The organism is Pseudomonas sp. MONT-RG-20F-20-E-7-02, assembly GCF_022662395.1.
Taxonomy (GTDB): domain Bacteria; phylum Pseudomonadota; class Gammaproteobacteria; order Pseudomonadales; family Pseudomonadaceae; genus Aquipseudomonas.
This window is the reverse complement of sequence record NZ_JAKNQN010000002.1, coordinates 271,757-294,644: the sequence shown is the minus strand read 5'-3', so window position 1 is coordinate 294,644 and position 22,888 is coordinate 271,757. Positions and strand designations below refer to the sequence as shown.

The 22,888-nt window shown below is 55.1% G+C and carries 25 protein-coding genes and 2 pseudogenes; 13 read left to right on the top strand and 14 right to left on the bottom strand.

Going from position 1 to position 22,888, the window contains the following annotated elements; translation table 11 throughout:
* The first annotated feature begins 1 nt into the window (after nucleotide 1).
* Both deoA and L8I05_RS06710 read left to right on the top strand, forming a co-directional pair.
* Nucleotides 2-1,309, top strand: coding sequence for a thymidine phosphorylase (gene deoA / locus L8I05_RS06715; RefSeq protein ID WP_242167700.1), 1,308 nt, complete (start codon nucleotides 2-4; stop codon nucleotides 1,307-1,309).
* Nucleotides 1,306-2,538 carry a phosphopentomutase gene (locus tag L8I05_RS06710; protein WP_242167698.1) on the top strand — a complete coding sequence of 411 codons (1,233 nt, stop codon included), beginning with the start codon at nucleotides 1,306-1,308 and terminating at the stop codon, nucleotides 2,536-2,538. The genes deoA and L8I05_RS06710 overlap by 4 nt, the downstream gene beginning before the upstream one ends.
* A 253-nt stretch (nucleotides 2,539-2,791) precedes the next feature.
* On the opposite strand, the gene L8I05_RS06705 is transcribed toward L8I05_RS06710, so the two are convergent.
* Nucleotides 2,792-3,118, bottom strand: coding sequence for a hypothetical protein (locus L8I05_RS06705; protein ID WP_242167696.1), 327 nt, complete (start codon nucleotides 3,116-3,118; stop codon nucleotides 2,792-2,794).
* Nucleotides 3,119-3,263: 145 nt separating this feature from the next.
* Nucleotides 3,264-3,404, bottom strand: coding sequence for a DUF2256 domain-containing protein (locus tag L8I05_RS06700; protein WP_159956543.1), 141 nt, complete (start codon nucleotides 3,402-3,404; stop codon nucleotides 3,264-3,266).
* 170 nt (nucleotides 3,405-3,574) lie between these two features.
* On the opposite strand from L8I05_RS06700, the gene L8I05_RS06695 reads away from it, so the two are divergent.
* Nucleotides 3,575-3,985, top strand: coding sequence for a phosphate-starvation-inducible PsiE family protein (locus L8I05_RS06695; protein ID WP_106580017.1), 411 nt, complete (start codon nucleotides 3,575-3,577; stop codon nucleotides 3,983-3,985).
* Nucleotides 3,986-4,199: 214 nt separating this feature from the next.
* The gene (locus tag L8I05_RS06690; protein ID WP_242167694.1) at nucleotides 4,200-4,658 is read left to right on the top strand and encodes an Hsp20 family protein; all 459 of its coding nucleotides are present in this window, start codon (nucleotides 4,200-4,202) and stop codon (nucleotides 4,656-4,658) included.
* 88 nt (nucleotides 4,659-4,746) lie between these two features.
* Here the strand turns inward: L8I05_RS06690 and L8I05_RS06685 are convergent.
* A pseudogene (locus L8I05_RS06685) lies at nucleotides 4,747-4,954 on the bottom strand (IS3 family transposase); the annotation flags it as partial.
* A gap of 1,321 nt (nucleotides 4,955-6,275) precedes the next feature.
* Between L8I05_RS06685 and L8I05_RS06680 the strand changes: the two are divergent.
* The 3 genes from L8I05_RS06680 to L8I05_RS06665 all read left to right on the top strand — a co-directional run bounded on the left by L8I05_RS06680 (nucleotide 6,276) and on the right by L8I05_RS06665 (nucleotide 10,250).
* Nucleotides 6,276-7,916 (top strand): methyl-accepting chemotaxis protein, encoded by a 1,641-nt coding sequence (locus L8I05_RS06680; RefSeq protein WP_242167692.1) that lies wholly within the window; start codon nucleotides 6,276-6,278, stop codon nucleotides 7,914-7,916.
* Between the two features lie 254 nt (nucleotides 7,917-8,170).
* Nucleotides 8,171-9,484, top strand: a complete 1,314-nt coding sequence (locus L8I05_RS29500; protein ID WP_277931673.1) for a PAS domain-containing methyl-accepting chemotaxis protein — start codon at nucleotides 8,171-8,173, stop codon at nucleotides 9,482-9,484.
* Between the two features lie 202 nt (nucleotides 9,485-9,686).
* Entirely contained in the window at nucleotides 9,687-10,250 is a 564-nt protein-coding gene (locus L8I05_RS06665; protein ID WP_242167690.1) for a carboxymuconolactone decarboxylase family protein, read from the top strand.
* Nucleotides 10,251-10,324: 74 nt separating this feature from the next.
* Here L8I05_RS06665 and L8I05_RS06660 read toward each other — a convergent pair whose 3' ends face one another.
* The 6 genes from L8I05_RS06660 to L8I05_RS06635 form a co-directional block, all read right to left on the bottom strand.
* A complete protein-coding gene (locus L8I05_RS06660) occupies nucleotides 10,325-10,762 on the bottom strand; it encodes a PAS domain-containing protein (protein WP_242167688.1) in 438 nt (145 codons plus the stop codon).
* A gap of 187 nt (nucleotides 10,763-10,949) precedes the next feature.
* Nucleotides 10,950-11,660, bottom strand: coding sequence for an SDR family oxidoreductase (locus tag L8I05_RS06655; protein WP_242167686.1), 711 nt, complete (start codon nucleotides 11,658-11,660; stop codon nucleotides 10,950-10,952).
* Between the two features lie 36 nt (nucleotides 11,661-11,696).
* Nucleotides 11,697-12,257: a GTP cyclohydrolase I FolE gene (gene folE / locus L8I05_RS06650; RefSeq protein ID WP_242167684.1), complete on the bottom strand. Its 561-nt coding sequence runs from the start codon at nucleotides 12,255-12,257 to the stop codon at nucleotides 11,697-11,699.
* A 154-nt stretch (nucleotides 12,258-12,411) separates the two neighbouring features.
* Nucleotides 12,412-12,876 (bottom strand): DUF393 domain-containing protein, encoded by a 465-nt coding sequence (locus tag L8I05_RS06645; protein WP_242167682.1) that lies wholly within the window; start codon nucleotides 12,874-12,876, stop codon nucleotides 12,412-12,414.
* A gap of 237 nt (nucleotides 12,877-13,113) precedes the next feature.
* Nucleotides 13,114-13,524, bottom strand: coding sequence for a hydroxyisourate hydrolase (gene uraH / locus L8I05_RS06640; RefSeq protein WP_159956555.1), 411 nt, complete (start codon nucleotides 13,522-13,524; stop codon nucleotides 13,114-13,116).
* A 10-nt stretch (nucleotides 13,525-13,534) separates the two neighbouring features.
* Nucleotides 13,535-14,038: a heme-binding protein gene (locus L8I05_RS06635; RefSeq protein ID WP_242168394.1), complete on the bottom strand. Its 504-nt coding sequence runs from the start codon at nucleotides 14,036-14,038 to the stop codon at nucleotides 13,535-13,537.
* 146 nt (nucleotides 14,039-14,184) lie between these two features.
* Between L8I05_RS06635 and L8I05_RS06630 the strand changes: the two genes are divergently transcribed.
* Nucleotides 14,185-14,856 (top strand): heavy metal response regulator transcription factor, encoded by a 672-nt coding sequence (locus tag L8I05_RS06630; RefSeq protein WP_017479552.1) that lies wholly within the window; start codon nucleotides 14,185-14,187, stop codon nucleotides 14,854-14,856.
* Entirely contained in the window at nucleotides 14,853-16,223 is a 1,371-nt protein-coding gene (locus tag L8I05_RS06625) for a heavy metal sensor histidine kinase (protein ID WP_242168392.1), read from the top strand. The genes L8I05_RS06630 and L8I05_RS06625 overlap by 4 nt, the downstream gene beginning before the upstream one ends.
* Nucleotides 16,224-16,396: 173 nt before the next feature.
* On the opposite strand, the gene L8I05_RS06620 is transcribed toward L8I05_RS06625, so the two are convergent.
* The 3 genes from L8I05_RS06620 to L8I05_RS06610 form a co-directional block, all read right to left on the bottom strand.
* Nucleotides 16,397-16,678 carry a pentapeptide MXKDX repeat protein gene (locus tag L8I05_RS06620; RefSeq protein ID WP_242167680.1) on the bottom strand — a complete coding sequence of 94 codons (282 nt, stop codon included), beginning with the start codon at nucleotides 16,676-16,678 and terminating at the stop codon, nucleotides 16,397-16,399.
* 70 nt (nucleotides 16,679-16,748) lie between these two features.
* Nucleotides 16,749-17,534 carry a molybdopterin-dependent oxidoreductase gene (locus tag L8I05_RS06615; RefSeq protein WP_242167678.1) on the bottom strand — a complete coding sequence of 262 codons (786 nt, stop codon included), beginning with the start codon at nucleotides 17,532-17,534 and terminating at the stop codon, nucleotides 16,749-16,751.
* On the bottom strand, nucleotides 17,531-18,169 hold the full coding sequence (locus L8I05_RS06610; RefSeq protein ID WP_242167676.1) for a cytochrome b/b6 domain-containing protein: 639 nt from the start codon (nucleotides 18,167-18,169) through the stop codon (nucleotides 17,531-17,533). The genes L8I05_RS06615 and L8I05_RS06610 overlap by 4 nt, the downstream gene beginning before the upstream one ends.
* Before the next feature lie 189 nt (nucleotides 18,170-18,358).
* Between L8I05_RS06610 and L8I05_RS06605 the strand changes: the two are divergent.
* The 3 genes and pseudogenes from L8I05_RS06605 (at nucleotide 18,359) to L8I05_RS06595 (ending at nucleotide 20,115) form a co-directional block, all read left to right on the top strand.
* Nucleotides 18,359-19,229: pseudogene (locus tag L8I05_RS06605) on the top strand (patatin-like phospholipase family protein).
* Nucleotides 19,226-19,426 carry a hypothetical protein gene (locus tag L8I05_RS06600; protein ID WP_242167674.1) on the top strand — a complete coding sequence of 67 codons (201 nt, stop codon included), beginning with the start codon at nucleotides 19,226-19,228 and terminating at the stop codon, nucleotides 19,424-19,426. The pseudogene L8I05_RS06605 and the gene L8I05_RS06600 overlap by 4 nt, the downstream one beginning before the upstream one ends.
* 11 nt (nucleotides 19,427-19,437) lie before the next feature.
* Nucleotides 19,438-20,115, top strand: coding sequence for a glutathione S-transferase N-terminal domain-containing protein (locus L8I05_RS06595; protein WP_242167672.1), 678 nt, complete (start codon nucleotides 19,438-19,440; stop codon nucleotides 20,113-20,115).
* Between the two features lie 144 nt (nucleotides 20,116-20,259).
* Here L8I05_RS06595 and L8I05_RS06590 read toward each other — a convergent pair whose 3' ends face one another.
* Together L8I05_RS06590 and L8I05_RS06585 are read right to left on the bottom strand one after the other, a co-directional pair.
* A complete protein-coding gene (locus tag L8I05_RS06590) occupies nucleotides 20,260-21,321 on the bottom strand; it encodes an SDR family oxidoreductase (protein WP_242167670.1) in 1,062 nt (353 codons plus the stop codon).
* Between the two features lie 328 nt (nucleotides 21,322-21,649).
* Complete coding sequence (locus L8I05_RS06585) at nucleotides 21,650-22,399, bottom strand: SDR family oxidoreductase (protein WP_242167669.1); 750 nt, start codon at nucleotides 22,397-22,399, stop codon at nucleotides 21,650-21,652.
* Nucleotides 22,400-22,497: 98 nt separating this feature from the next.
* On the opposite strand from L8I05_RS06585, the gene L8I05_RS06580 reads away from it, so the two are divergent.
* Complete coding sequence (locus L8I05_RS06580; protein WP_242167667.1) at nucleotides 22,498-22,857, top strand: helix-turn-helix domain-containing protein; 360 nt, start codon at nucleotides 22,498-22,500, stop codon at nucleotides 22,855-22,857.
* The last annotated feature ends 31 nt before the right edge of the window (nucleotides 22,858-22,888 follow it).

Sequence of the window (22,888 nt, the reverse complement as noted above, 5' to 3'; positions counted from 1 at the left end):
TATGTGGTTGCCACAAGAAGTGATTCGGCGTAAACGCGACGGGCACGCCCTGGCCGCGATCGACATTCAACGCTTTGTCGCCGGCATTGCCGACGGCAGCCTCAGCGATGGGCAGGTGGCCGCGTTCGCCATGGCGGTGTTCATCAAGGGCATGGACGTGGGTGAGCGTCTGGCCTTGACCGAGGCCATGCGTGACTCCGGCCAAGTGCTGAAGTGGGACCTGCCTGGGCCGGTCGTCGACAAGCATTCCACCGGTGGCGTCGGCGACATGATCAGCCTGCTGCTCGCGCCATTGCTGGCGGCCTGTGGCTGTTACGTGCCGATGATTTCCGGGCGCGGCCTCGGGCATACCGGCGGCACCCTGGATAAGCTCGAAAGCATCCCCGGCTACGACTGCCAACCCAGCCCCCAACGTTTGCACGCGGTGGTGGCCGAAGTCGGTTGCGCCATCATCGGCCAGACCGCCAACCTGGCACCGGCGGACAAGCGCTTGTATGTGATCCGCGATGTGACCGGGTCGGTGGAGTCGATTGATCTGATCACCGCGTCGATCCTCGGCAAGAAACTCGCCGCCGGCCTCGACGTCTTGATCATGGACGTGAAGACTGGCAACGGCGCCTTCATGGCCGAGCCGGAACAGGCGCGTGCGCTGGCCGCCAGCATCGTCGCGGTGGCCAACGGTGCCGGGGTCAACACCCGCGCGCTGATCACCGACATGAACCAGCCGCTGGCGCGCAGTGCCGGCAATGCCCTGGAGGTGGCCGAAGCCGTCGCGCTGCTCAAGGGCGAGGTGCGCAGTGAACGCCTGTGGGCGGTGACGTTGGCGCTGGCCAGCGAGGTGCTGACAATGGCCGGTTTGGCAAACGATGACGCTCAGGCCCGCGATCAATTGCTGCAGGCCTGGCAGAGCGGGGCGGCTTTGCAGCGCTTCGAGCAAATGGTCGATGCACTGGGCGGCCCGCAGGGTTTTACCCGCGACCCCGAAGCGCATTTACCCAAGGCCGCCGTGTCGGTGCCGGTGTGGGCCGAGGAAAAAGGCTGCGTCAGCGAAATCGACACCCGCGCGGTGGGCTTGGCGGTGGTGGCCTTGGGCGGCGGGCGCAGTCACCCGGACGACGTGCTGGACCTGTCCGTGGGTTTCAGCGATTTGGCCTTCGTCGGTGAGCAGGTCAACGCGCAACGGCCGCTGGGTTGGGTGCACGCGCGCAACCTGGAGCAGGCCGGGCAGGGCGCATCCGCTTTGCGCGCAGCCTATCGGTTAGGCGGAACAGGCCTGGCCGCACGTGATTTGATTCAGGAAAAGCTATGAGCAAGGCCATTGTGTTAGTCCTCGACTCGTTGGGCATCGGCGCCAGTGCCGACGCTGCTCTTTTTGGCGATACCGGCGCCGACACCTTGCGCCATATTGCCGAGGCGTGCGCCCGTGGCGAAGCCGATGGGCCGTTTCGAAAGGGAGCTTTGTCGTTACCGAACCTGGGCCGATTGGGCTTGGGGGCTGCCGCGGCGGCCAGTGGTGACGGCCCGTTGCCGGGCCACTGGGGCGACGCTGCGCCGATCGGTGCCTACGGCCACGCGCGGGAGCAATCCTCCGGCAAAGATACGCCGTCGGGGCATTGGGAAATGATGGGCGTGCCGGTGTTGTTCGACTGGGGGTATTTCGAGCAGCCGGTCGACTCCTTTCCGCCACAGTTGCTCGCCGACCTGATTGAGCGGGCAGGGTTGCCGGGCATCCTGGGCAACTGCCACGCCTCGGGCACCACGGTACTGGACGACTTGGGTGAGGCGCACATCCACAGCAAACAGCCGATTTGCTACACCTCAGCCGACAGCGTGATGCAGATCGCCGCCCATGAAAGCCACTTCGGGCTCGATGCGCTGTATCGAGTGTGTGAAATCGCGCGTGAGTTATGTGATGAATACACCGTCGGCAGGGTCATTGCCCGACCGTTTACCGGTGAGCACGCGGGCGCGTTCCGCCGCACCGGCAATCGCCGCGACTACACCGTGCCACCGCCGTCGGCGACGCTGCTTGATCGCCTCTGCGAAGCCGGCGGCAGCGTGCATGCGGTCGGCAAAATCGGCGATATCTTCGCTCACCGAGGCATCAGTCGGCTGTATAAGGCCGACGGCAACGACGCGCTGTTCGATGCCACGCTCAAGGCCTACCAGGAAGCGCCAGACAACAGCCTGGTGTTCGCCAACTTCGTCGACTTCGACATGCTCTACGGCCACCGCCGCGACCTGGCGGGCTACGCCGCGGCGCTGGAGGCTTTCGACCGCAGGCTGCCGGAATTACTCGCGTTGATGGACCCGCACACGTTGCTGATGATCAGTGCCGACCACGGTTGCGACCCGTCGCGGCCGGGCAGTGATCACACCCGTGAGCATGTGCCTGTGTTGGCTTATGGTGCGGGGGTGAAAGCAGGCTGGCTGGGCGAGCGGGGCAGCTTTGCTGATATTGGCCAGACGTTGGCGGCGCATTTGGGGTTGGGGCCGTTGGTGTGGGGCGAGTCGTTTTTGTTGAGGGAGCATCGCTAAAGAAACAGATCTACCGTGTAGGCAGCATTCCCCTCCGGAATAAATCTTAGTCTCGGATGCCGCCTACAGGTGATTCATTACGGCCTTTAATCTGCCTGCTTCGGCGCCAACCTGGCGCCCGCCGAGTCGCTGCGACATGGGCTTACGGCGCGATGCAGGGCAGATTGAAGGTACGTCACGTGGAATGAGCCTGTGACGAAGCTGCCGCTGAGGCAGTGGAGCGTGTCTTGCGAACTGGCTTTAAGTGCGAGCTTTACTTCGCTTGTGTAGCCGCGAGAGATTTATGCCATTGCGAATAGGGCGTGTTTTTTACCTGGCACTGATTAAAGTCAGGGGAACCATCATCCCACCATACCGGCCCGCGCTCACCCAGCTCGACCTTGGCCTTCTGAACCCGCGCCCTCGCACCGTTCAGCTGCGTCTGATCACCTGACGCTTTAGCGTTCTTTACTTCACGACGTGCGTTCATAAGTGCGTTAACCCACTTCTGCCGAGCGTCTGCGGGTAGTGACGGGTTACTGCAGCGCCAGAGTTTGCCGTTAACTAAAAAATAACGGCCATCGGGTGTTGTCGGATACATCCAGGGCTCCAAAGGGCTCGTTGTCGTCTTCTATTTTCCTTATAGATGACCATGCCCCTCGGTGTGGAATTCAATCACGGTTGAGTCCTGGCTGACGAAGTAATCTTCGCCCGAGCACAAAAGGGCTTAAACAGCGCTTTTTTATTCAGGTTTTGAGTGACTTGCTGCGTCTGCAGCGCTCCGAGCAATAGCGTACTTCGTCCCAGCAACGGGCCCATTTCTTTCGCCATGTGAAAGGAAGCCCACAGGTTGCACAGGTTTTGACTGGAAGCTCTGACTTTTTCAATAGACGTCCTTGATATCAAGTTCGTATGCCCATACTTGGTCAAACCGCGAAACGGGGCGCATCTTAAATAAGTCCTCCAGGATAAGAGGAGAGAGGTCGTGTCTAAGCGTCATCCAGAAAATCGTGAGAGTAACTCGACATTCAAAAATTTTAAAATCCAATGGGCTTTGATGAGCGCCTATGAGCGCTTCGAGCAACTGGTGGTACTGGCGCTGAGCCTGATCATAGCGCTGGTGATCGTTATCGCCGTGTTGCAACTGTGCAGGAATGTAGTGCCCCTTCTGATAGGAGGCGCCATTGATCCGCTTGATCACAATGCATTCCAAGCGCTATTCGGCTCCATTTTCACGGTATTGATTGCCTTGGAATTCAAGCATTCGATAGTGCGACCCGCCCTCAGGCGCAACAGCGTCGTGCAGGTAAGAACCGTACTGATGATTGCATTGCTGGCCCTGAGCCGAAAGTTTGTCATCCTGGATTCGGCCGTCACTCCGGCTTCGACCATCGCGGCACTAGGTTTCGCGACGTTGGTACTCGGCCTGCTTTGCTGGCTCTTGCGGCACCGCGACCTGTCTGAATAGCAAGCTACCCTCCAGCAGCTGACGAATTCGTTCGCTGCAGGCGCGTTGCCTGTGCGGCACGGTGTGCCCATAGCTTCAAGCCAAGAAATCGGGTTGGAAAATTTTTTTCGAGGTGCCCTTGAAAATGTTTTGGGAGTACCTATTTTCGGTTTTACGCGATGCCGAAAACGGGTCGCGTCTTAAATCACTTGGAGAAAACTCAGGAGATTTTGCTATGGCTACTACTCTTTCTTTGGCCCCTCTGTTTCGTCAGTCCGTGGGTTTTGATCGCTTCAACGACTTGTTTGAATCGGCGCTTCGTAGTGAGGCTGGTAATACCTACCCACCTCATAACGTCGAGAAACATGGTGATGATCAATACCGCATCGTGATTGCAGTGGCGGGTCTCACAGAGGAGGACATAGACATTCAGGTAGAGAATGGCGTACTGAACGTTTCTGGTGGAAAACGCGAAAACGATGAGAAGGTGACTTACCTTCACCAAGGCATAGCTCAGCGAGCCTTCCGCTTGTCTTTCCGGCTGGCTGACCACATCGAGGTGCAAGGTGCATCACTCACCCATGGCCTGTTGGCAATCGAGTTGCTTCGAGTTATTCCCGAAGAAGCCAAGCCAAAACGCATCCAGATCGGTACGGCCGCCAAGCCAGACCAGCGTCAGGTAAGCCTGCAATAACTTTGTTCAAGGCGCTCTCCGGAGCGCCTTTTTTCTTCTGCTTTAATCAACCTCAGCGACCTCGCGCAGATCGTCTCGTCTTTAGCACGATAAAGGCGTACTTCAACCGCACTCCTTGACAAAGTACGCGGCGGCGTTTTTTAAGATGTTTCGCTCTTCGGTGACCCGCGTGAGTTCGGCTCGCAGACCACGCAGTTCAGCGTGCTGATCATCGTCTTGCTGCCGTTCGGCTTCTTTTCGGTCACTTGATTGACCGCTTGGATTTTGAATTCTTCGGGATAACGTGGCTTGCTCACGGCACCTCCTGATTGGTCTCAGTTTGAGGCATGGAGGTGTCTATAGAATCCGGGGCGATTCAGCAGGCGAAAATCACAGTGATATCAGCTCGTAGCTCACGCTTTCAGCTGAGTCGTTGACACGCTTGACTGACTTCCTCCATTACCTCGGCCAAGAGTCGCGTATCGCTTTTGGTTTCCATCCTATACAAAGAGCTGAGACTGAGAGATATCTAGTCATATAGGACGATGAGTAGGTGGCGAGTCGTGTTCATCAAACAGAATCCAATGAATTCGTCAACGAGCAATAAATCTTATACAGGTGAATGTGAGCGTATAGATAATTTCTTGACCGTTTGATGGGCGACGTCAGTGTTTTGTGCTGCCAGCAAGCCTCTACCACATAAGCGATTTTGCTGCTTGAGGTCAGTTCCCCTTACACAATTACATCGTCGCCCTGCGACTACCGAATTGGCTGCACTCCAGCTCTGAACCAAGCATTTATCCTAGGCCTTCTATCTAACCCGTGATTCCTCCTGCTGCGTTTGCAGGTTTTGGTTTCTGAAGCTTCACAGTTGTCGTCGCGATAATGACGGCTACCCTCAGGATGAGGCAGCCCTGCCAAATAAGGGCACGAACGGCGTATAACAAGATATCTGACGTTAAATAGCGGGCTAACAAATCGCCGTGAAAAGGTGTTGCACAAACACGAAGAGCGCCGCTTTGCAAGTCGTAAGAGTAGCGTCAAGACCCGTGCCTCATGTTCCATCGCACACCCTGGGGTGCAGTGACGACCCCTTATGCTCATGAGTGGATACCAAAGATTCTGCGTCAAACGCATCATCGCGAGTGTCGATAAACAGGATGCGATGCGGTACAACCCGTGCGCGTAGTGTCTGATTCCTCAAGCGCACGGTGGGTGGCAGCCATCAAAATAGATAGTCAATGGCCACTATTTTTCTTGTACATAGATAAACCACTTGTATAAGTATTTTTACGATATATGCTCAGGCGAGCGAACTGACAGTGGCGGCTCAATTACGCGATGAAATTGGTTTTTTTGATGCCCTTTGGCGCCGTCAGAATCTTTGGCGTTCGGCAACATTCCTCAACAGATCCGCCTGCCAGAGCCATCCTGAAATCCCATGGACAGCTAGCTATGCCCATTGCCGATCCGCCGCTCTTTTGATTGCGATAGGCTATCAGGGCGATGCGTATTAATAGCTGGATGGGCAATTCGGCATCGACGTATCGTCAACGCATCAACCGTGATTGGCTAATAGCACCACTCGCGTCATCCGCATCAATCCAGTCCTAGACAGGGCATATTTTCGAGCTAACCATGAAGAAAACGCTTTCGCTGGCCACACGTATAGGGCTCAGCTTCGCAGCAGTCCTAGCGCTTCTGTTACTCATCACTGCCATCGGCATTCAGCGCGTTGCATTCATTGATTCCACCCTGGTCGACGTTAGCGAAAACGCGGCGAAGGTGCAGCGCTATGCCATCAATTTCCGTGGGAGCGTGCATAACCGCGCCATTGCTATCCGAGATGCGGTGCTGGTGACGACCGATTTGGATCTGGAAAAACACTTGTCGGAGGTTATAACCTTAGAAAAGGCCTACTCCGACTCGGCGGCCCCTATGGATCAACTGTTCAAGGGCGCAAGCGTGACTGCCGATGAGATTCGATTACTCAGCGCTATTAAGGAAATCGAGCGACAAACCCTGCAATCTACCCAGGTGGTACTGGCACTGCGCCGGGCTGGTGACATTCCAGGAGCGCAGGCACTATTGATGCGTCAGACGTCTATGGATTACAGCGAGTGGTTGAAGCGCGTGAATGCGCTGATCGACTACGAGGAGGCGTCAATCAAGGCGAAGCTTGGCGCGGTTCAGGCAACAGCCAGCCAGTTCAGTACGCTGATGCTGATCGCAACTGTTATTGCCCTGCTGCTAAGCATCATGTTATCGGCTGTGATTATTCGTTTCGTTAAATCAACGTTGGGCGCGGAGCCCACCGAGGTTGCATTAGCCATTCGGCGGCTGGCTGCAGGTGATCTTAATCAGACCATTTCCACAGATTACCCTGACAGCGTGATGGGTGTATTGAAAGACGCGCTTGGCCACTTGGCAGAGACTATTCAGCAGGTGCGGAGAGCGGCCCAAGAGGTCGATCACTCGTCCACCCAATTGTCTGCCACATCATCGGCTAACAATGAGCATATCAGCCTGCAAACCCGCGAAGCCGAGCAGGTGGCCACAGCCATCACGCAAATGGCTGCGACTGTAAATGAAGTGTCCGGGTATGCCGCGCAGGCGGCTGATGCGTCCCGTTTGGCCGATATAGAAGTGGAAAGTGGCAATCAATTAGTTGCAAGCACCACTCTTGCCATCGAACAGCTTGCGCTAACTCTTGAGCAAACTACGGATACCGTGAACCAGGTATCCAAACACAGTGAAAATATCGAGTCAGTGATCGACGTGATCAACTCCATCGCCTCGCAAACTAATTTGTTGGCCCTAAACGCTGCTATTGAGGCTGCTAGGGCAGGAGAGCATGGGCGAGGGTTTGCCGTGGTAGCTGACGAGGTACGCTCGCTGGCCAATCGTACACAGCGGTCGACCGAGGAAATTCGGGAGATGATCAGCACGCTGCAAGTGGGTACTGAAAACGCATCGCGAACAATGCGCAATAGTTGCGAGCTGGTCAGCCAAACGGTCACACAAACCCGCAGTGCGCAGATTGCATTGTCAAGGATCAGCGAGCAGGTTGGCGCCATAAGTCATATGAACACTCAGATCGCAAGTGCGTCCGTGCAGCAGAGTAGCGTGGCCGATGATGTCGCTCAAAACATAAACCGCATCCACGGATCTACGGTGCAGTCAGCCACCGGCTCACGTCAAGTGGCAACGGCTAGCATGGAGCTCTCGCAGTTGGCGGATCGCCTTACCGCGAAAGTGGCCTTCTTCAGTGCGGCTTAGGAGATGCGGTTCGGGCTCGGAATTGCGTCTATTGCGCATGGAGACCGGCTGATAAAGAGGGGCGCGTCCGCTACGAATGATCGGCCCGCCGAAATACTGAACGTCTAACCCTGACGCGAGTAAATACGGTGTGACATGGCAACTCAGCGACGACGTAGGTAGATTTTTTCTACGTGGCTTTCCGCCCGTCTGGTGGCCTCAACACGTTGCTGGCCGTGCCGATAGACTTATTATGACCCTACAGGCGGTTTCCCATGTTCAATACCAAAATCAAGAACCAGCTTCAATCTCAGACAGCTGAGCTGTTGGAGCTGCGCCAAATGCGCGATGGCCTAAACTGTGAAATGTTGACGCTGAGTATCGATTCGGCATTTAAAATTACCACATGCAACGAAAATTTTGCGCAGGCTTTGGGCTACACCCAGAATCAGCTTGTAGGTCGTGCCATGGCCGATATCGTTCCGCAGTACGTATCCAAGCTACCGTGCTTTCACAACTTTCGAGCAGCAGTAGCCGCAGGTAAGTCCATCTCCGACGAATACAGGTACCTGCATGCTGACGGTTCATTGGTGTGGCTTCATGCGCACTGGCAGCCCATAACGGATGTGACTGGCCGTTTGAGTCATATCACCTGCTATGCGACGAACATTACCTCTCGAGTGGAAAAAGCATCTGAAAACGCCTCGTTCATTGACGCATTAGTTCGTTCGACGGCGGTAATTGAGTTCGATCTCTCCGGGCATGTACTTGCGGCGAATGATCAGTTTTTAAAAGCAATGGGCTATAGCCTGGGCCAAGTTAAAGGCAGTCATCACCGTATTTTCTGCAAGCCAGAAGAAACCTCATCCCAGAAATACAAGGATTTTTGGGCAATGTTGAACAAGGGTGAGTTTGTTGCTGGCCGATTTGAGCGTATTGACAGTCGCGGTCAGACGATATGGCTGGAGGCGACGTACAACCCGGTTTATGACACCGAAGGAACACTCTGCAAGGTGGTTAAATTTGCGACCGTTGTCACCGACCAGGTTATCCGTGAACAAGCGGTCAGTGATGCCGCCCAAACTGCGTTTGAAATTTCCCAGCAGACTGATGTTAGCGCTCAGCGAGGAGCCGTCGTAGTCAACGACACTATGCGTACCATGCGTAAAATCGCTGTTGATATGCAGGCCGCCTCTGGCGGGGTCGAAGCGCTCGGTAAACAGTCATTGTTGATCAGCTCGATCATTCAAACGATCAGTAGTATTGCCCAACAAACCAACCTGTTGGCATTGAATGCTGCGATTGAAGCCGCCCGTGCAGGCGAACAGGGCCGAGGCTTCGCCGTAGTAGCAGATGAGGTTCGACAATTGGCGGGACGCACAAGCAGTGCAACGGAAGAAATTGCCTCTGTCGTCTTGCAGAACGAGAAGCTAGTCGATGAGACCGTAGCTGAAATGGCGAACAGCAAGTCCCAAGCTGAACAGGGCCTTGTACTTGCTACTCAGGCAGGAGAGGTAATACTGGAAATCCAGGATGGCGCAAGGAAGGTAGTCGACGCGGTAGGCAAATTTGCGAATCAATTTGCTTAGGAGTTTATGTAACTCTGGGGTGCGAATCGCCCTATCCGTAAGATGCGCACTACGTCCATCATTTCCAGTGTTGAGTCACGCAAATTGAAGGTATGGCTGACGGTTTCATGCGAGCAGCAGTTTTAATCCTGGCATCAGATGAGACGCTGCAAATGTAGTCTAGCAACTTGGCTCCGAGGTGGTGCCCTAAGGAGTATTAGATATGGCCATCCAATCGCGCCTCAGCCCACTGTCTGAAGAGCAGATGAATGAATCACAGAAAGCCGTCCTTAGAGACATTCTCAGTGGCCCACGAGGCAACCTTGACGGCCCGTTTTTAGCGTGGATTCAAAGTCCCGAGCTTGCCAGCCATGCCCAAAAGCTTGGTGCGTTTTGCAGATACGGTACGCGCTTGGAGCTTCGATTGACCGAGCTGGCTATTCTCGTCACTGCTTCCTGGTGGCAGTCCCAGGCTGAGTGGCAAATTCACGAGCCCATTGCCCGCAGCACGGGTCTGTCAGACAGTATCATCGAGTCTCTCAAGCAGCAGGTTTTGCCCGAGTTCCAGCGTGATGACGAACGTATTGTTTATCGTCTTGGGAGGGCACTTTATGAGTATCGTCGTGTTGACGATGTTCTGTACGCCGACGCCGTCAGTACGCTTGGCGAGCCTGCTGTGGTTGAGCTGATAGGTGTCTATGGCTACTACGCGTTTGTGGCGATGACACTCAATGTTTTTGCTGTGCGACGCGAAGGAGATGCACCACTGCCATTCCCTGAGCCCTAGGGGCTGCTGAGGTGAATCAAGTATTTATTCAGGCCGCCATTAAGGCGTTATCAGCGATCGCGCGATTGATATGGCTATCGAGCCAGTTGAGCTTTCAAGCTGGCGACTTCCGCTTCAAGTTCACGCACGCGTTCTTGGGCCTCAAATTCGACGCTGACGTCCTTCTGGATGCCGATGTAATAGGTGAGCTTATCAGCCTCGTTAAAAACCGGAGTAATCGACAGCTCATTCCAGAAGGCACTACCGTCCTTACGATAGTTGCGAATGATTTGCCGGCAGGGCTGATGCAGCTTTATCGCCTCTCGGATAACAGCCAGGCCCGCTTGGTCTCGGTCATCACCCTGAAGGAAGCGGCAGTCCTGATACAGCGTTTCGTCAACGCTGTATCCCGTCAGGCGCTGAAAGGCGGGGTTAGCGTAGATCAGGATGTTCTCATCGCCTTCCTGCTCGGCAATTACAATGCCATCATTCGAGGATTCAACCATCAATTTCAGCAATTCTGCGTCGATCATTTTCAGAGTCCGGTGAATTTCACATCAGTCTAGGACAACTTGGGGGTTATGAGCGTTTTCGAGATCATTGGAAAGTATCTCTAGATTGCCAGCGACTCGATGTGCCCTTCATGTGAGACACAAATCTCATCATGGAGGCTCTGCTGTACAAGAGCGCAGGGAAACGGTTTCAATCTTCACTCCCTACCTACCAGGGCAGGCGTTCTCCGTTATAAGCGAAGAAATTGCCACTGTCGGCAGGCTCTATTCGGTCGATCAGCGAAAGTAATTCACAGGCGGCCACGTTTGCCGGCCTGGCGGCAGAGGCACCCCGAAAGGGTTGCGACAGTGCTGATACAACTGTACCCGGGTGAAGGCTCAGCAGTCGGCTCTGAGGTCGGGTTCTTGCCAGTTCGATGGCCGCCGTTTTGATCAGCATGTTCAGTGCTGCCTTGGAGGCACGATAGGCGTACCAGCCGCCCAAGCGGTTATCGCCGATGCTCCCCACCTTGGCAGAGAGCATCGCCATCGCGCCGCGAGGGTCAAGCAAGGGCAGAAAGTGACGCAAAACCAGCGCAGGCCCGATTGTGTTGACTTGAAATACCGACTGCAACGCATCTGCATCAATCGCAGAGTAACTTTTTTCAGGCTTTATCTTGTCGCGATGAAGCAGGCCGGCGGCATGCAAGATCAACTGATACGGTGCTTCCTCCGTCAATTCGGCTGCCGCTCTGGCGATACTGTCGGCATCCTCCAAATCGAGGCATGGAAGACTGTTGCGCCCCAACTCACGAACATGCGCGCACCGTGGATCCTGATTGAGCAACTCACAAAAAGCCGAGCCGAGCGCCCCACTGGCGCCTATTACCAGGGCACGATAGCCCTCGCCAAGGGAATTCATCGTGAAGGGAGTGTTCATCCAGGCTCTCCGGCAGTGTGATGCGATGTGTTGGTGTTAACCCCGTTGCCCTATCAGTTGCAGGAACTCGTGACGTGTAGCAGAAGACTCGCGAAAGGCGCCGAGCATCACGGATGAGGTCATCACTGAATTTTGTTTCTCCACACCCCGCATCATCATGCACATGTGCTTCGCCTCAATGACCACGGCCACGCCGGCGGCATCGGTGATGTGCTGAATGGCGTCGGCAATTTGTTTGGTCAGGTTTTCCTGGATCTGCAGGCGCCGGGCGAACATATCCACCACCCGGGCCACCTTCGACAGGCCCAGTACCCTTCCGGTGGGGATGTACGCTACATGGGCCTTGCCGATGAAGGGCAGCATGTGATGCTCACACAACGAATACAGTTCAATGTCGCGCACGATGACCATTTCATCGTTTTGCGATTCGAACAATGCGCCATTGATCACTTCCTCCAGACTCATTGTGTAGCCATTGCACAGGTACTGCATCGCTTTTGCTGCGCGCTTGGGGGTATCCAGCAGTCCTTCACGCTCAGGGTTCTCGCCTACGCCGACGAGAATTTCACGGTAATGCTCGGCTAATGATGGGTTCATCTTGATTCCTCGCAGCCATGCTGCGCTGTATGTGTCGGCAATCCATGGCGGTAGGGGAGTAGCTGCTGCGCACGATCTGACACAGATGACACAGGGTTCGCCAGATCAGCCATGACCCAGGTTCTTCGTCGGGGTCATGACAAAGCGAAGCTTTCTATGTCTGCTTTTTTTTCAAAGTGGACTGCTCGTCTGATGCGGGTTTTGACGCCGGCACCATGCAACGGTTATCGACACAGCGGCTGCCACTATCTGGGTAAGGTAACCACGCCAAATGGGGACGTAAGCGGCAGAAAAGGCGATAACCGAATTCGAGCAGTGGGCGCAATGCGCGCCACGTCAGTGGCGTTGCCCAAAAACCCAAGCCGGCAGCTCGCCAGCTCCAAAGGGTGGCGTCCAGACCGGTTACCCAGCGCCCATCAGCGAAACGGGCGTGCAGCAAGGACTGCATGTGCTCGAACGTGAACCCCAGTGCCTTGGCGTCGAATGCACCGCTGCTGATGTCCACAAACAGCAGTCGATCCTTTACGGCATGGCCGCGCAGGAGCTTGATTTCGCGCGCACACAGAGGGCATTCACCGTCGAAATACAGCGTCAGCGGCCAATTCACTTTATTGTACATCGACCATGCTCTTGTATAAGTTTTTTACACGATATGCTGAAAGAACCAGGCTGACAATGGGCACTATTTTTTTTGCTGTGCTACGGGCGGTCAGCCTGCTTTCGTGAACGGATCGCCTGTGGCTTGCGAGAACAGGTCCAGCGGTGCGATGCAGGTCATCCACATAACGTTGGTCAAATAATCAAGCAGAAAGGCCGCCCATGAGATCAGGGGCGGCCTTGTCTTTTCAGTCGACGCTCAATTCCCTCTGTAGGTAGAGAAACCGTAGGGGCTGAGCAGTAATGGGATGTGGTAGTGCGCAACGGCACCGTCTACCTCAAAAATGACGGGTACCTCTGGAAAGAAACTTGAGACGTTGTGCGCTTTGAACCACTCACCGGTTTTAAAGGTGACACGGTAGATGCCTTTCTCCAGGGCCTGGCCATCGGGGTACAGCCCGGGAATACGGCCTTGCTCGTTTGTCGCGGCGCTGTTGAGCATGTTCCAGTTCTTGCCGTCCTGTTTTTCCAGCGTGACATTGACGCCAGGGGAGGGCAGACCATCTTGTAAGTTGAGTACATGCACGCTGAGCGGGTTTCCTGCCGCTAACGCCAGTGACGATACGACACTCAATACAAGGCCCGCGAAGAACGTTTTTAATCCAGTCATGATGATGTCCTTAGTTTTTGACAGTCGGTAAAATTTTGTTGATAGCGGCCAGTGCGCAACCTTCATCGTTTGCTGCACCGCCGGCACCGGCCACGCCGATCGCGCCAATGACTTGCCCTTCAAACAGCAACGGCACGCCGCCGCCCAGCAGTAACAGCTCATGCAGGGTGTTGAGGTTTTCCGCATCGGGTGTGCTGCGGGCACGCTCTGCCAATAGTCGTGTTGGCGTTTTGGTCGACAGGGCGGTATAGGCTTTGCGTTGGGCGGCTAATGTGTTGTGTGGCCCCACGTTATCGTCGCGCTGCAAGGCGACTAAATTGCCCCCACGGTCGACAATGGCAGCAACGCCTGTACGCCCATCGGCATGACAGGCTGTCAGCGCGGCATTCAGCAAATCGTTGGCCATTGCCAGTGACACGTCGTTGCGCTGCAGCACTTGATCTGGGCCTGCAACGGCGAGCGCGGAGTTCATTGCGAGTGACAGCAGCAGTGAAGTCGATAGGCTTATACGCATGCTTTGTCCTTTGTGTGGTCTGGCTGAGTCATAGCCAGGCATGATGCCCCGTGCACTCCGTCAGAATGATTGCCTGATGATTACCAAGATGTAATGTGCCAAAACGCTCGGGCGCGCTAGCCTATGCTCCAGTTCCGGAGGAAAAGATGCGTATCCTGGTCGTAGAAGATGAAGCGAAAACAGCGGATTACCTGCACAAAGCCCTGACTGAATCGGGCTACGTGGTGGAGGTCGCCCTGGATGGCCTGGAGGGCCAGTATCTGGCGCAGGAAAGTGAGTTCGACCTGATCATCCTGGACGTCATGCTGCCGGGCCTTGACGGCTGGCAATTGCTGCAGATTATTCGGCGCAAGTGGCAAACCCCGGTGCTTTTTCTTACGGCCAGAGACTCTGTGGAGGATCGGGTCAAAGGGCTCGAGTCAGGGGCCGATGATTACCTGGTCAAACCTTTTTCCTATGCCGAGTTGTTGGCACGCGTACGTACGCTGCTGCGCAGGGGCCCGCCCCGTGAGGTCGAGCAGTTTCTGGTTGCAGACCTCAGCCTGGATCTGTTGCGACGCAAGGTCACGCGCCAGGGTGAACGCCTGACCCTGACCAACAAGGAGTTTGCCCTGTTGCACCTGCTGGTCAGCCGTGAAGGAGAGGTGCTATCGCGCTCGTTGATTGCTTCGCAGATCTGGCAGATGAACTTTGACAGTGATACCAATGTGGTCGACGTTGCCATCCGGCGACTGCGCGCCAAGGTTGACGATCCTTACCCGCTCAAGTTGATACAGACAGTGCGTGGCATCGGCTACATGCTTGAGGTGCAATCCTGAAACTGTTTCCGCGCGCCCTGAGCTTGCGCCTGGCGGTCATGTTCGCGTTAGTCAGCGCGTTGCTGCTGGGCTCCATTGGTTTTTATCTTTATCAGTCGTTACAGCGAGAAATAGCGTGGCGCGATGACCAGGCCCTGCTCGGGCGCCTGGAGCGCATGCAGGCGTTGATCAACGACAGTGTCAGCGTCGAGCAACTCAGAAATCGGCCCAAGCTATACGAAAATATGCTGGGTAATCGCGACAACCTGCTGTGGATTATCGATGACACCGGCCAGGTGCTGATCGAAATCAACCCGGTCAGTATGAGCGTGCCCACGTTACCGGCTGCAGCCCAGGCTCAGTTGGGTGATGGTGACGCTTTGGTGTCGGTGCGGCTTGCCTGGCAGCATGTCATGCAGGGTGATCGCGGCTTGACCCTGATTGCTGGCAAGTTGTTGAGCGAGCGCGAGCAGATGCTGGGGGCCTACCGACTCAAGCTCTGGCTCGCGATGTCGGTCGGCGCGTTGCTGGCTTTTGTGCTCGGCGGGTGGGTCAGCCAGCGAGGCTTGCGACCTGTGCGCCTGCTGGCCAAGCGCGCTGCCGCCATTGATGCACACCACCTGCATCTGCGGTTGGATGAGTTCAACGAATTCAGTGAGCTGCAAGTGCTCAGCCAGGCGCTTAATCAGATGCTTGCGCGCCTCGAAGAGGGGTTCGCCCAGCTCTCACGATTCTCAGAGGATCTCGCCCATGAGATGCGTACACCGCTCACTAACCTGATGGGGCATACCCAACAATCCCTGAGGCATGGTCGTTCAATTGAGGACTATCAGAATCTGCTGGTTTCCAATCAGGAAGAATATGAGCGTCTGGCGCGAATGATCGACAGCATGCTGTTTCTCGCTCGTAACGAGCAGTCGCATGCATCGGTAAGTCATGAGCTCATCAACCTGCACGATCTGGTAGAGCAACTGTGTGAGTATTTTGAAGGCGTGGCGCAAGAGCATGATGTCACGCTGATCAATCAGGCCCATGATCAGTTGCATGCTGATCCGGCCTTGATCCGTCGAGCATTGGCTAACTTGCTGTCCAACGCGCTACGTTATGGCGCGACTGGTACCGCGGTGACTATCAGCAGTGTGGTATGTGAGGACAGGATCGAAGTCACAGTGCACAACCAAGGCCCGCCGATTTCAGCGCAGCATCTACCTCGACTGTTTGAGCGCTTCTACCGGTGCGACCCGTCACGCAATCAGCCGGACGACTCGGGTGGCTTGGGGTTAGCAATCGTCCGCTCAATCATGCAATTGCATGGCGGTCGGGTAACCGTTGAGAGCACTGGAGCCGGTACGCGCTTTTGCTTGGTGTTTGTGCTGAAGAATGCTTGAGCGAATGCCATGGGGCTTATGTTTTGAGGTATTTTCTTGGTCTGTTTCAATGGTCTTTACCTCATTAAAACCTCAGTTTGCGTCTTGATGCCATCGCACCTGCGAGCGCTATGGAGAAAACCCGCCGAGGCGGGTTTTCCGGACGCAGTACAATTTTGCTGTAATGCACCGCTTTACTGAGACATGTCATTCTTTTTCATGTCGTCTTTTTTCATGCCGTCATTGGACATGGAATCTTTCTTCATCGTGTCTTTGCCCATGGTGTCTTTTTTCATCGTGTCCTTACCCATGGTGTCTTTATGCATTTCATCCTTTTTCATCGTGTCCTTTTTCATCGTATCGTGGGACATCGTGTCTTTCTTCATCGTGTCATTGCTCATCGTATCGTCGGCGTGTACAACCGCGACGCCCACTGCCAGGCATATACCTAGGATTGCAGTCGTTAACCTTTTCATAGTGAAGCTCCTTGAGACTCAGGTTGCGAATAAGCGCAGCCGGCGCCGCGCAATGGGGTTGCCACGGGCGTCAGCTGCCACCGAACCAGTTATAGCCCTGGTCTTCCCAGTAGCCACCGGGATAGGTATTGGTGACGAAAATCGCTTGAATGTGCTTTGGGTTCTTATAACCAAGCTTGGTGGGCATGCGCAGCTTCATTGGAAAGCCATATTCACGCGGCAGTACGGCACCGTCGTAGGTCAGCGTCAGTAGCGTTTGCGCATGCAGCGCCGTGGCCATGTCGATACTGGTGTAGTAATCGTCGGCACATTTGAAGCCGACGTACTTTGCGTCGGTATCTGCGCCAACGCGCTTGAGGAAATCACTAAAGCGGATGCCTCCCCATCGGCCAATGGCGCTCCAGCCCTCGACACAGATGTGCCGGGTGATCTGATCGCTCTGTGCCATGGCACGCAGTTCCTCAAGCTTCCAGCTGCGCTTGTCGGCGACCATGCCGGTTACTTCCAATCGGTAGGTGTCCTCATCGACGACAGGCGCTTCGTCGATGCCGTAGAAGGCATTGAAGGGAAATGGCCGCGTAATCATCGATTCTGCGTAGGTAGGGGCCATGGCGTTCGGGTTGAACAGCCATCCCTGCACCCTGTCATTGAAGCGCGACATGGAGGACAGAGCCGTTTCAACGTGATCGTTATCGCTGATAGTGCAGCCGGACAGCATCGCGACGCCGCCCAGGGTCAAGCTACGCAGCAGGAAGGCGCGACGTGAGCGATCTTCGACCTGGAGCGAAATAATTTTCCGTGCATCCTTCAAAATGGACGACTCATCCAGCACTGGGCGTTGCTCACGCTTCCTCATACGCGCTCCTTATGGCCGACAATCATGGCCAATAACGTCTTTGGAACCAGTGCGACCATCACCAAATGCACGGCGATGAAGGCCACCAACAGAGACATTGCAATGAAGTGCACATGACGAGCGCTGTCGTAGCCGCCCAGCAGTTCACGTAGTAGCGGGAACTGGACTGATTTCCACAGAACCAACCCGGAAATCACTAGAGCAATAATGTCGAGCATCACAAACAGATACGCCACACGCTGCACGTGGTTGTAATGGCCAATATCGTCATGCCCCAATCGCCCATGGAGTGCAGACCACAGGTCATGAAAAAAGCCTTTGGGTGATACAGGAAAAAAACGTCGCGACAGACGGCCGCTAAAAAGATTGAAAAGCAGGTAGAAAAGGCTGACGACGACCAACATCCACATTGCTGCGAAATGCCATTGCAACGCGCCCCCCAGCCAGCCCCCCAGGGTGATCGACGTGGGGAAATTAAACTCATAAAGGGGAGAGGCGTTGTAGATACGCCATCCGCTGGTGATCATTATCAGCACCGCTAAAGCGTTCAACCAATGGGTCAATCTCAACCAGGCGGGATGGCTGCTTTGTGGGTTCACAGAAGCAGCACGGGTTGTTTCAGGTGCAGCTTGCATTGGAGGAGACTCCAAACAGGAATAACGTCATAACCTTTTGTTCGAGTGTAGACGCTAACTCAAAACACGATGCTCCTTTGAGGTGGGCGAACCGTTCCGTATGTCCAATATGCCTATCAGGCAGGTAGAAAGGCCGTCAGCCAGCTAGGCTTGTAACGTCAGGAGGGCGTTAAAACTGAGGGTACGTCTATGCCAACCGTAAAAACTGCTCTTGTACTTGCTGGTGGTGGGAGCCTTGGTGCGGTTCAGGTCGGAATGCTACAGGCGCTCGTTGAGGCTGACGTCGTATTCGACCTGGTGGTGGGAGCGTCGGTCGGCGCCATCAACGGTGCCTACTTCGCAGCCAGGCCGAATGCCAAAGGCGTGAGCGAACTGGCGGACTTCTGGCGCAGCTTACGTAAGTCGGATGTGTTTCCGTTCTCGGCGCTCGATACCCTCAAGGGCATTCTTAATCGACGTGGGCACTTGCTGAGCGCCTCCGCATTGCATCGTTTAGTGAGCCGATCACTGCCGGTCAAATTGATCGAAGACACCGAGTTACCGCTTTATCGTCACCACCAATTTGCTCAGCGGTGCCGAAGAGCTTCTGTCCAGTGGCAGTGCTGAACAGGCTTTGCTCGCCAGTGCTGCGATTCCGCTGGTGTTTCCCAGCGTGCGAGTCGCAGACAAGTTCCTGGTCGATGGCGGAGTCAGCAGCAATACGCCGATTGCCAGTGCGGTGGCATTGGGGGCAACACGGGTTGTGGTGCTTCCTACCGGATTCGGTTGCGCTTGCCCATGTCCGCCCAGTGGACTCGTTGCGCTGGCCTTGCACACGCTCAATTTGATGAGCATGCGTCAACTGGTGCGTGACATCGAGTTGTACCGCGCACGCGCAGCTATCCATGTAGTGCCGCCGCTATGCCCACTGGACGCTTCTGTGTTCGATTTCAACCAGACAGACAAACTGCTGCAACGTGCTTATCTGTCAACCCAGGCCTGGATAGAAGAGGGCGGATTGATTCGCGACGGGATACCCGATTCGTTACTCGCCCATACTCATCATTTTGGTGAAGGGTGATCTTTGCCTCTCAAAAGACAGGTCTACCGATTGATGTGAAGCTGGCGGCGCATCATTTGCTCAGTGTATTGCTGGGCATTCGAGTTTTGACACGGATTAATCCCGATCCTGCGTGTATAACAGACGCCATTGGTATTGCCATCAAAAGCCTTGGTCTTCCTCCCTTGGCTTTTGCGATGTTCACTGAAAACCACTGAACGGAGTCAATATGATCAAACTCTACTATCACTCGTCTCCTAACCCCGCCAAAGTTGCGCTTTTCCTGGAGGAGTCAGGCCTTGAGTACGAACTCATCCCTGTGGATACCCGCAAGGGTGAACAGCACGATCCGGCGTTTCTCAAGATCAATCCGAATGCCAAGACACCGGCTCTGGTTGATGGTGACAACGTGGTATTCGACAGCAACGCCATACTGCTCTATCTAGCCGAAAAGACCGGGATGTTCCTGCCTGCTGATAATCTCAAGGCGCGAGGGGAGATGTATTCCTGGCTCATGTTCGTCGCGACGGGCATCGGCCCGTACTCTGGACAGGCTGTCCACGTTAAGCACTTCGCCCCCGAGCCAAAAGACTATGCCGTTACCCGCTACACCTTCGAAGCCTGGCGTCACTGGACGATCATCAATGAGCACCTGGCCAAACAGCCTTACATGCTCGCAAGTGAGTACACGCTGGTGGACATGGCCGTATGGGGTTGGGCGCGCGCGGTACCGTTCATCCTGGGCAATGACGCTTGGGTAAAACTGCCAAACGTAAAACGGCTCCTTGATGACATCAATGCTCGACCGGCAGCACAGCGAACCGAAGAACTGAAGAACCAGCACAGTTACAAGACTGAGATGGATGCTGACGCGCGTAAGGCAATGTTCCCTCAGATTACTCAGTAGACGCGCCGCTTGCGCACGGCATTGCTCCAGTGAGCATGGGTAAAAGTGGAGCAATTTGCTCGGTTCAAGACTGCGGGCCCCTAAAAGAGGCCCGCACCTAGCGGCCTTTACCTATTCACAGTGCTTTGTCCGTTGCAACACGAGCTAGGGTATCAAGCGCATCTCGCGTAGTTTGTCGAACACATCGAAAAATGCTTGATCGCTCGCCTGGTAGGCGGTGAAGCCCATTGCACGGCTTTTCGACATATCAGTGACGACTTCGATGGGGCGACCAAGGTCTGCATCGGTATGCCATGGAGATATCAGGCGACCAATATCGGCTTCTTTCAAACCGTGCTCCGAGACTATCTGCGTCCACACGGCTTGGTCGTCAGCCATTTGCTTCTCAAGCGGTGAGAGTGAGGCGGGATAATCGGCAGCAGGCAAGTCGAAGTATTCGGCAATTCGGCTCCACATCCATTTCCAGCGGAACACATCGCCATTAGTGACATTAAATGCCTGGTTGGCCGCAGCCGGCGTGGTGGCCGCCCACAGTTGTTGTTTCGCCAATTGCCGTGCATCCGTCATATCGGTGAGGCTGTCCCACTGCACTCTTGATCCCGGAAATACAAAAGGGCGATGGATTTGTTTGCAAATCGAGGCGTAGACGGCGAGGGTGGTTGCCATATTCATCGCGTTGCCTACGGCAACCCCGGTGACGGTATGCGGGCGATGAACGCTCCAGGTGAAGCCGTCCTTTTCAGCAGCGGCAAAGAGCTCGTCTTCTTGGGCGTAGTAGAAATTTTCGACATCAAGACGTTCTTGCTCTTCTCGGAACGGCGTTTGCGGAAGGCTGCCTTTACCATAGGCTTCGAAAGGGCCGAGGTAGTGTTTCAGGCCAGTAACCAGCGCTACGTGCTTAACGCTCTTGGCGGGTCGAATGGCGTCGAGCACATTGCGAACCATGGCAGCATTAACGCGAATGTTTTCGGCCTCCGTGGCTTGCCGCGACCATGTGGTGATGAACACATGAGTAGGTTTCAGATCCGCAAGCGCATGTTCCAGCGAAGCTGGATCTTGCAGGTCTGCCGCGACGGGGATCACGCCTTGCGATTGCGACGGTTGCCTCGATAACGCGGCAACCTGCCACTTGTTGTCGATGAGTAACTGAGTGATGGCGCTGCCGGCGACGCCGCTGGCGCCTACGACCAAAGCTGTCTGGGTCATACGTTTCTCCTGGATTTAGACTTGGGAGTCCACCTGAGTAACAGAGGTTCAACCTAAATCGGATCCGTATGGCGGGCTGTCAAATGCAGGTAAAAGCGATCTATCGCGTTCAGCTTAATCGTCAGCCACCTCATTCAAGGACTTGCCATCAACACGAAGGACATGGCCCATTGGCCAGAAGCGGGTTCGTCGAATCAGTGCCTTACGAGCCTCATGAACATCCTTAACCAGACACATAATTTAACATAATATACATTATGCGTAATATCATGTTACGTAATCAGGGGCAGTGCCCATCAGATTTCAACGGGCAAAACCCCTTTAAACCTCACACCTGAGCAAACCCGCCATCCACAAACATTTCACTGCCGGTCATGAAACTGCTCTCATCCGACGCCAGGAACAACGCTGCTGCCGCAACTTCTTCTGCCTGGCCAATTCGGCCCAGTGGGATCTGTCCCGTCATGTCGTCGATGATCGCATCTTTCTGGCCAGTACCTGACAACGCCAGGTCAAGGCCCGGTGTCGAGATTGGTCCGGGTGAAAGTACATTGACGCGAATGCCGGTGCCTTTCAGGTCCAGCGCCCAGCTCCTGGCGAAATTACGCAGTGCGGCCTTTGTCGCGCTGTAGACGCTGAATGCTGGTGTGCCCATGGTGCCCGTGGTTGAGCCGGTCAGGATCACCGAACCGCCCGTAATCATCAGCGCCAAGGCTTTTTGTACGGTGAACAACGTGCCTTTGACGTTGATACCGAATGTGCGATCAAAGGATTCTTCAGTGATTGAGCCGATTGGCTGGAAGTCACCCAAGCCTGCATTCGCGAACAGCACGTCAATTCGGCCTTTATCCGCTTTGATTTGCGTGAAGATGCGTTCCAGGTCGCCCAGGTTTGAAATGTCGCCCTGAATGGCAATGGCTTCAGGGCCGATTAGCCGTAGCGCCTTATCCAATTCTTCCTGCCGGCGCCCCACAATCACCACCTGTGCGCCTTCGGCTGCGAAACGAATGGCGGTGGCCAGGCCAATGCCGCTGTTGCCGCCGGTGATCACTGTAATTTTGCCGTTGAGCCTGCTCATGATGAACTCCCGAGAATGTGAGGCCCGACTGTAGATCCACGCTATTATTTTGAATAGTATGCACCTTTTGGTAAGTACCCAATTGAGCGAGCGAATCCATGTCGAACAACACGTTCAACTGCGGTCTGGGCGCCGTCCTCGCGGTGATTGGCGGTAAATGGAAGCCGTTGGTCCTTTATCATCTGGCGCAGGATGTACACCGATATGGCGAACTGCGCCGCGCAATAGGTGGCGTGACCGACAAGGTGCTGATCCAGCAACTCAAAGAGCTGGAGCGCGATGAAATCATTGCGCGCATCGACTATCAGGAAATGCCGCCGAAGGTGGAATACTCACTCACGCCGTTCGGTCATTCCCTGGCCATGGCGCTTAGTGCGTTGTGCACCTGGGGCACGGAGCACATGCAAACCGTTGAACGTATCAGCGCGCGTCGAACAGCCGCCCTCGCCTCGTCTTGAGGCTTATTTATATGCATAAAAACTATAACTC

Coding starts and splice junctions, on each gene's coding strand:
- deoA (WP_242167700.1), top strand. CDS start 2: ATGTGGTTGCCACAAGAAGTGATTCGGCGTAAACGCGACGGGCACGCC.
- L8I05_RS06710 (WP_242167698.1), top strand. CDS start 1,306: ATGAGCAAGGCCATTGTGTTAGTCCTCGACTCGTTGGGCATCGGCGCC.
- L8I05_RS06705 (WP_242167696.1), bottom strand. CDS start 3,118: ATGTATCCGACAACACCCGATGGCCGTTATTTTTTAGTTAACGGCAAA.
- L8I05_RS06695 (WP_106580017.1), top strand. CDS start 3,575: ATGAGCGCCTATGAGCGCTTCGAGCAACTGGTGGTACTGGCGCTGAGC.
- L8I05_RS06690 (WP_242167694.1), top strand. CDS start 4,200: ATGGCTACTACTCTTTCTTTGGCCCCTCTGTTTCGTCAGTCCGTGGGT.
- L8I05_RS06680 (WP_242167692.1), top strand. CDS start 6,276: ATGAAGAAAACGCTTTCGCTGGCCACACGTATAGGGCTCAGCTTCGCA.
- L8I05_RS29500 (WP_277931673.1), top strand. CDS start 8,171: ATGTTCAATACCAAAATCAAGAACCAGCTTCAATCTCAGACAGCTGAG.
- L8I05_RS06665 (WP_242167690.1), top strand. CDS start 9,687: ATGGCCATCCAATCGCGCCTCAGCCCACTGTCTGAAGAGCAGATGAAT.
- L8I05_RS06660 (WP_242167688.1), bottom strand. CDS start 10,762: ATGATCGACGCAGAATTGCTGAAATTGATGGTTGAATCCTCGAATGAT.
- L8I05_RS06655 (WP_242167686.1), bottom strand. CDS start 11,660: ATGAACACTCCCTTCACGATGAATTCCCTTGGCGAGGGCTATCGTGCC.
- folE (WP_242167684.1), bottom strand. CDS start 12,257: ATGAACCCATCATTAGCCGAGCATTACCGTGAAATTCTCGTCGGCGTA.
- L8I05_RS06645 (WP_242167682.1), bottom strand. CDS start 12,876: ATGTACAATAAAGTGAATTGGCCGCTGACGCTGTATTTCGACGGTGAA.
- uraH (WP_159956555.1), bottom strand. CDS start 13,524: ATGACTGGATTAAAAACGTTCTTCGCGGGCCTTGTATTGAGTGTCGTA.
- L8I05_RS06635 (WP_242168394.1), bottom strand. CDS start 14,038: ATGCGTATAAGCCTATCGACTTCACTGCTGCTGTCACTCGCAATGAAC.
- L8I05_RS06630 (WP_017479552.1), top strand. CDS start 14,185: ATGCGTATCCTGGTCGTAGAAGATGAAGCGAAAACAGCGGATTACCTG.
- L8I05_RS06620 (WP_242167680.1), bottom strand. CDS start 16,678: ATGAAAAGGTTAACGACTGCAATCCTAGGTATATGCCTGGCAGTGGGC.
- L8I05_RS06615 (WP_242167678.1), bottom strand. CDS start 17,534: ATGAGGAAGCGTGAGCAACGCCCAGTGCTGGATGAGTCGTCCATTTTG.
- L8I05_RS06610 (WP_242167676.1), bottom strand. CDS start 18,169: ATGCAAGCTGCACCTGAAACAACCCGTGCTGCTTCTGTGAACCCACAA.
- L8I05_RS06595 (WP_242167672.1), top strand. CDS start 19,438: ATGATCAAACTCTACTATCACTCGTCTCCTAACCCCGCCAAAGTTGCG.
- L8I05_RS06590 (WP_242167670.1), bottom strand. CDS start 21,321: ATGACCCAGACAGCTTTGGTCGTAGGCGCCAGCGGCGTCGCCGGCAGC.
- L8I05_RS06585 (WP_242167669.1), bottom strand. CDS start 22,399: ATGAGCAGGCTCAACGGCAAAATTACAGTGATCACCGGCGGCAACAGC.
- L8I05_RS06580 (WP_242167667.1), top strand. CDS start 22,498: ATGTCGAACAACACGTTCAACTGCGGTCTGGGCGCCGTCCTCGCGGTG.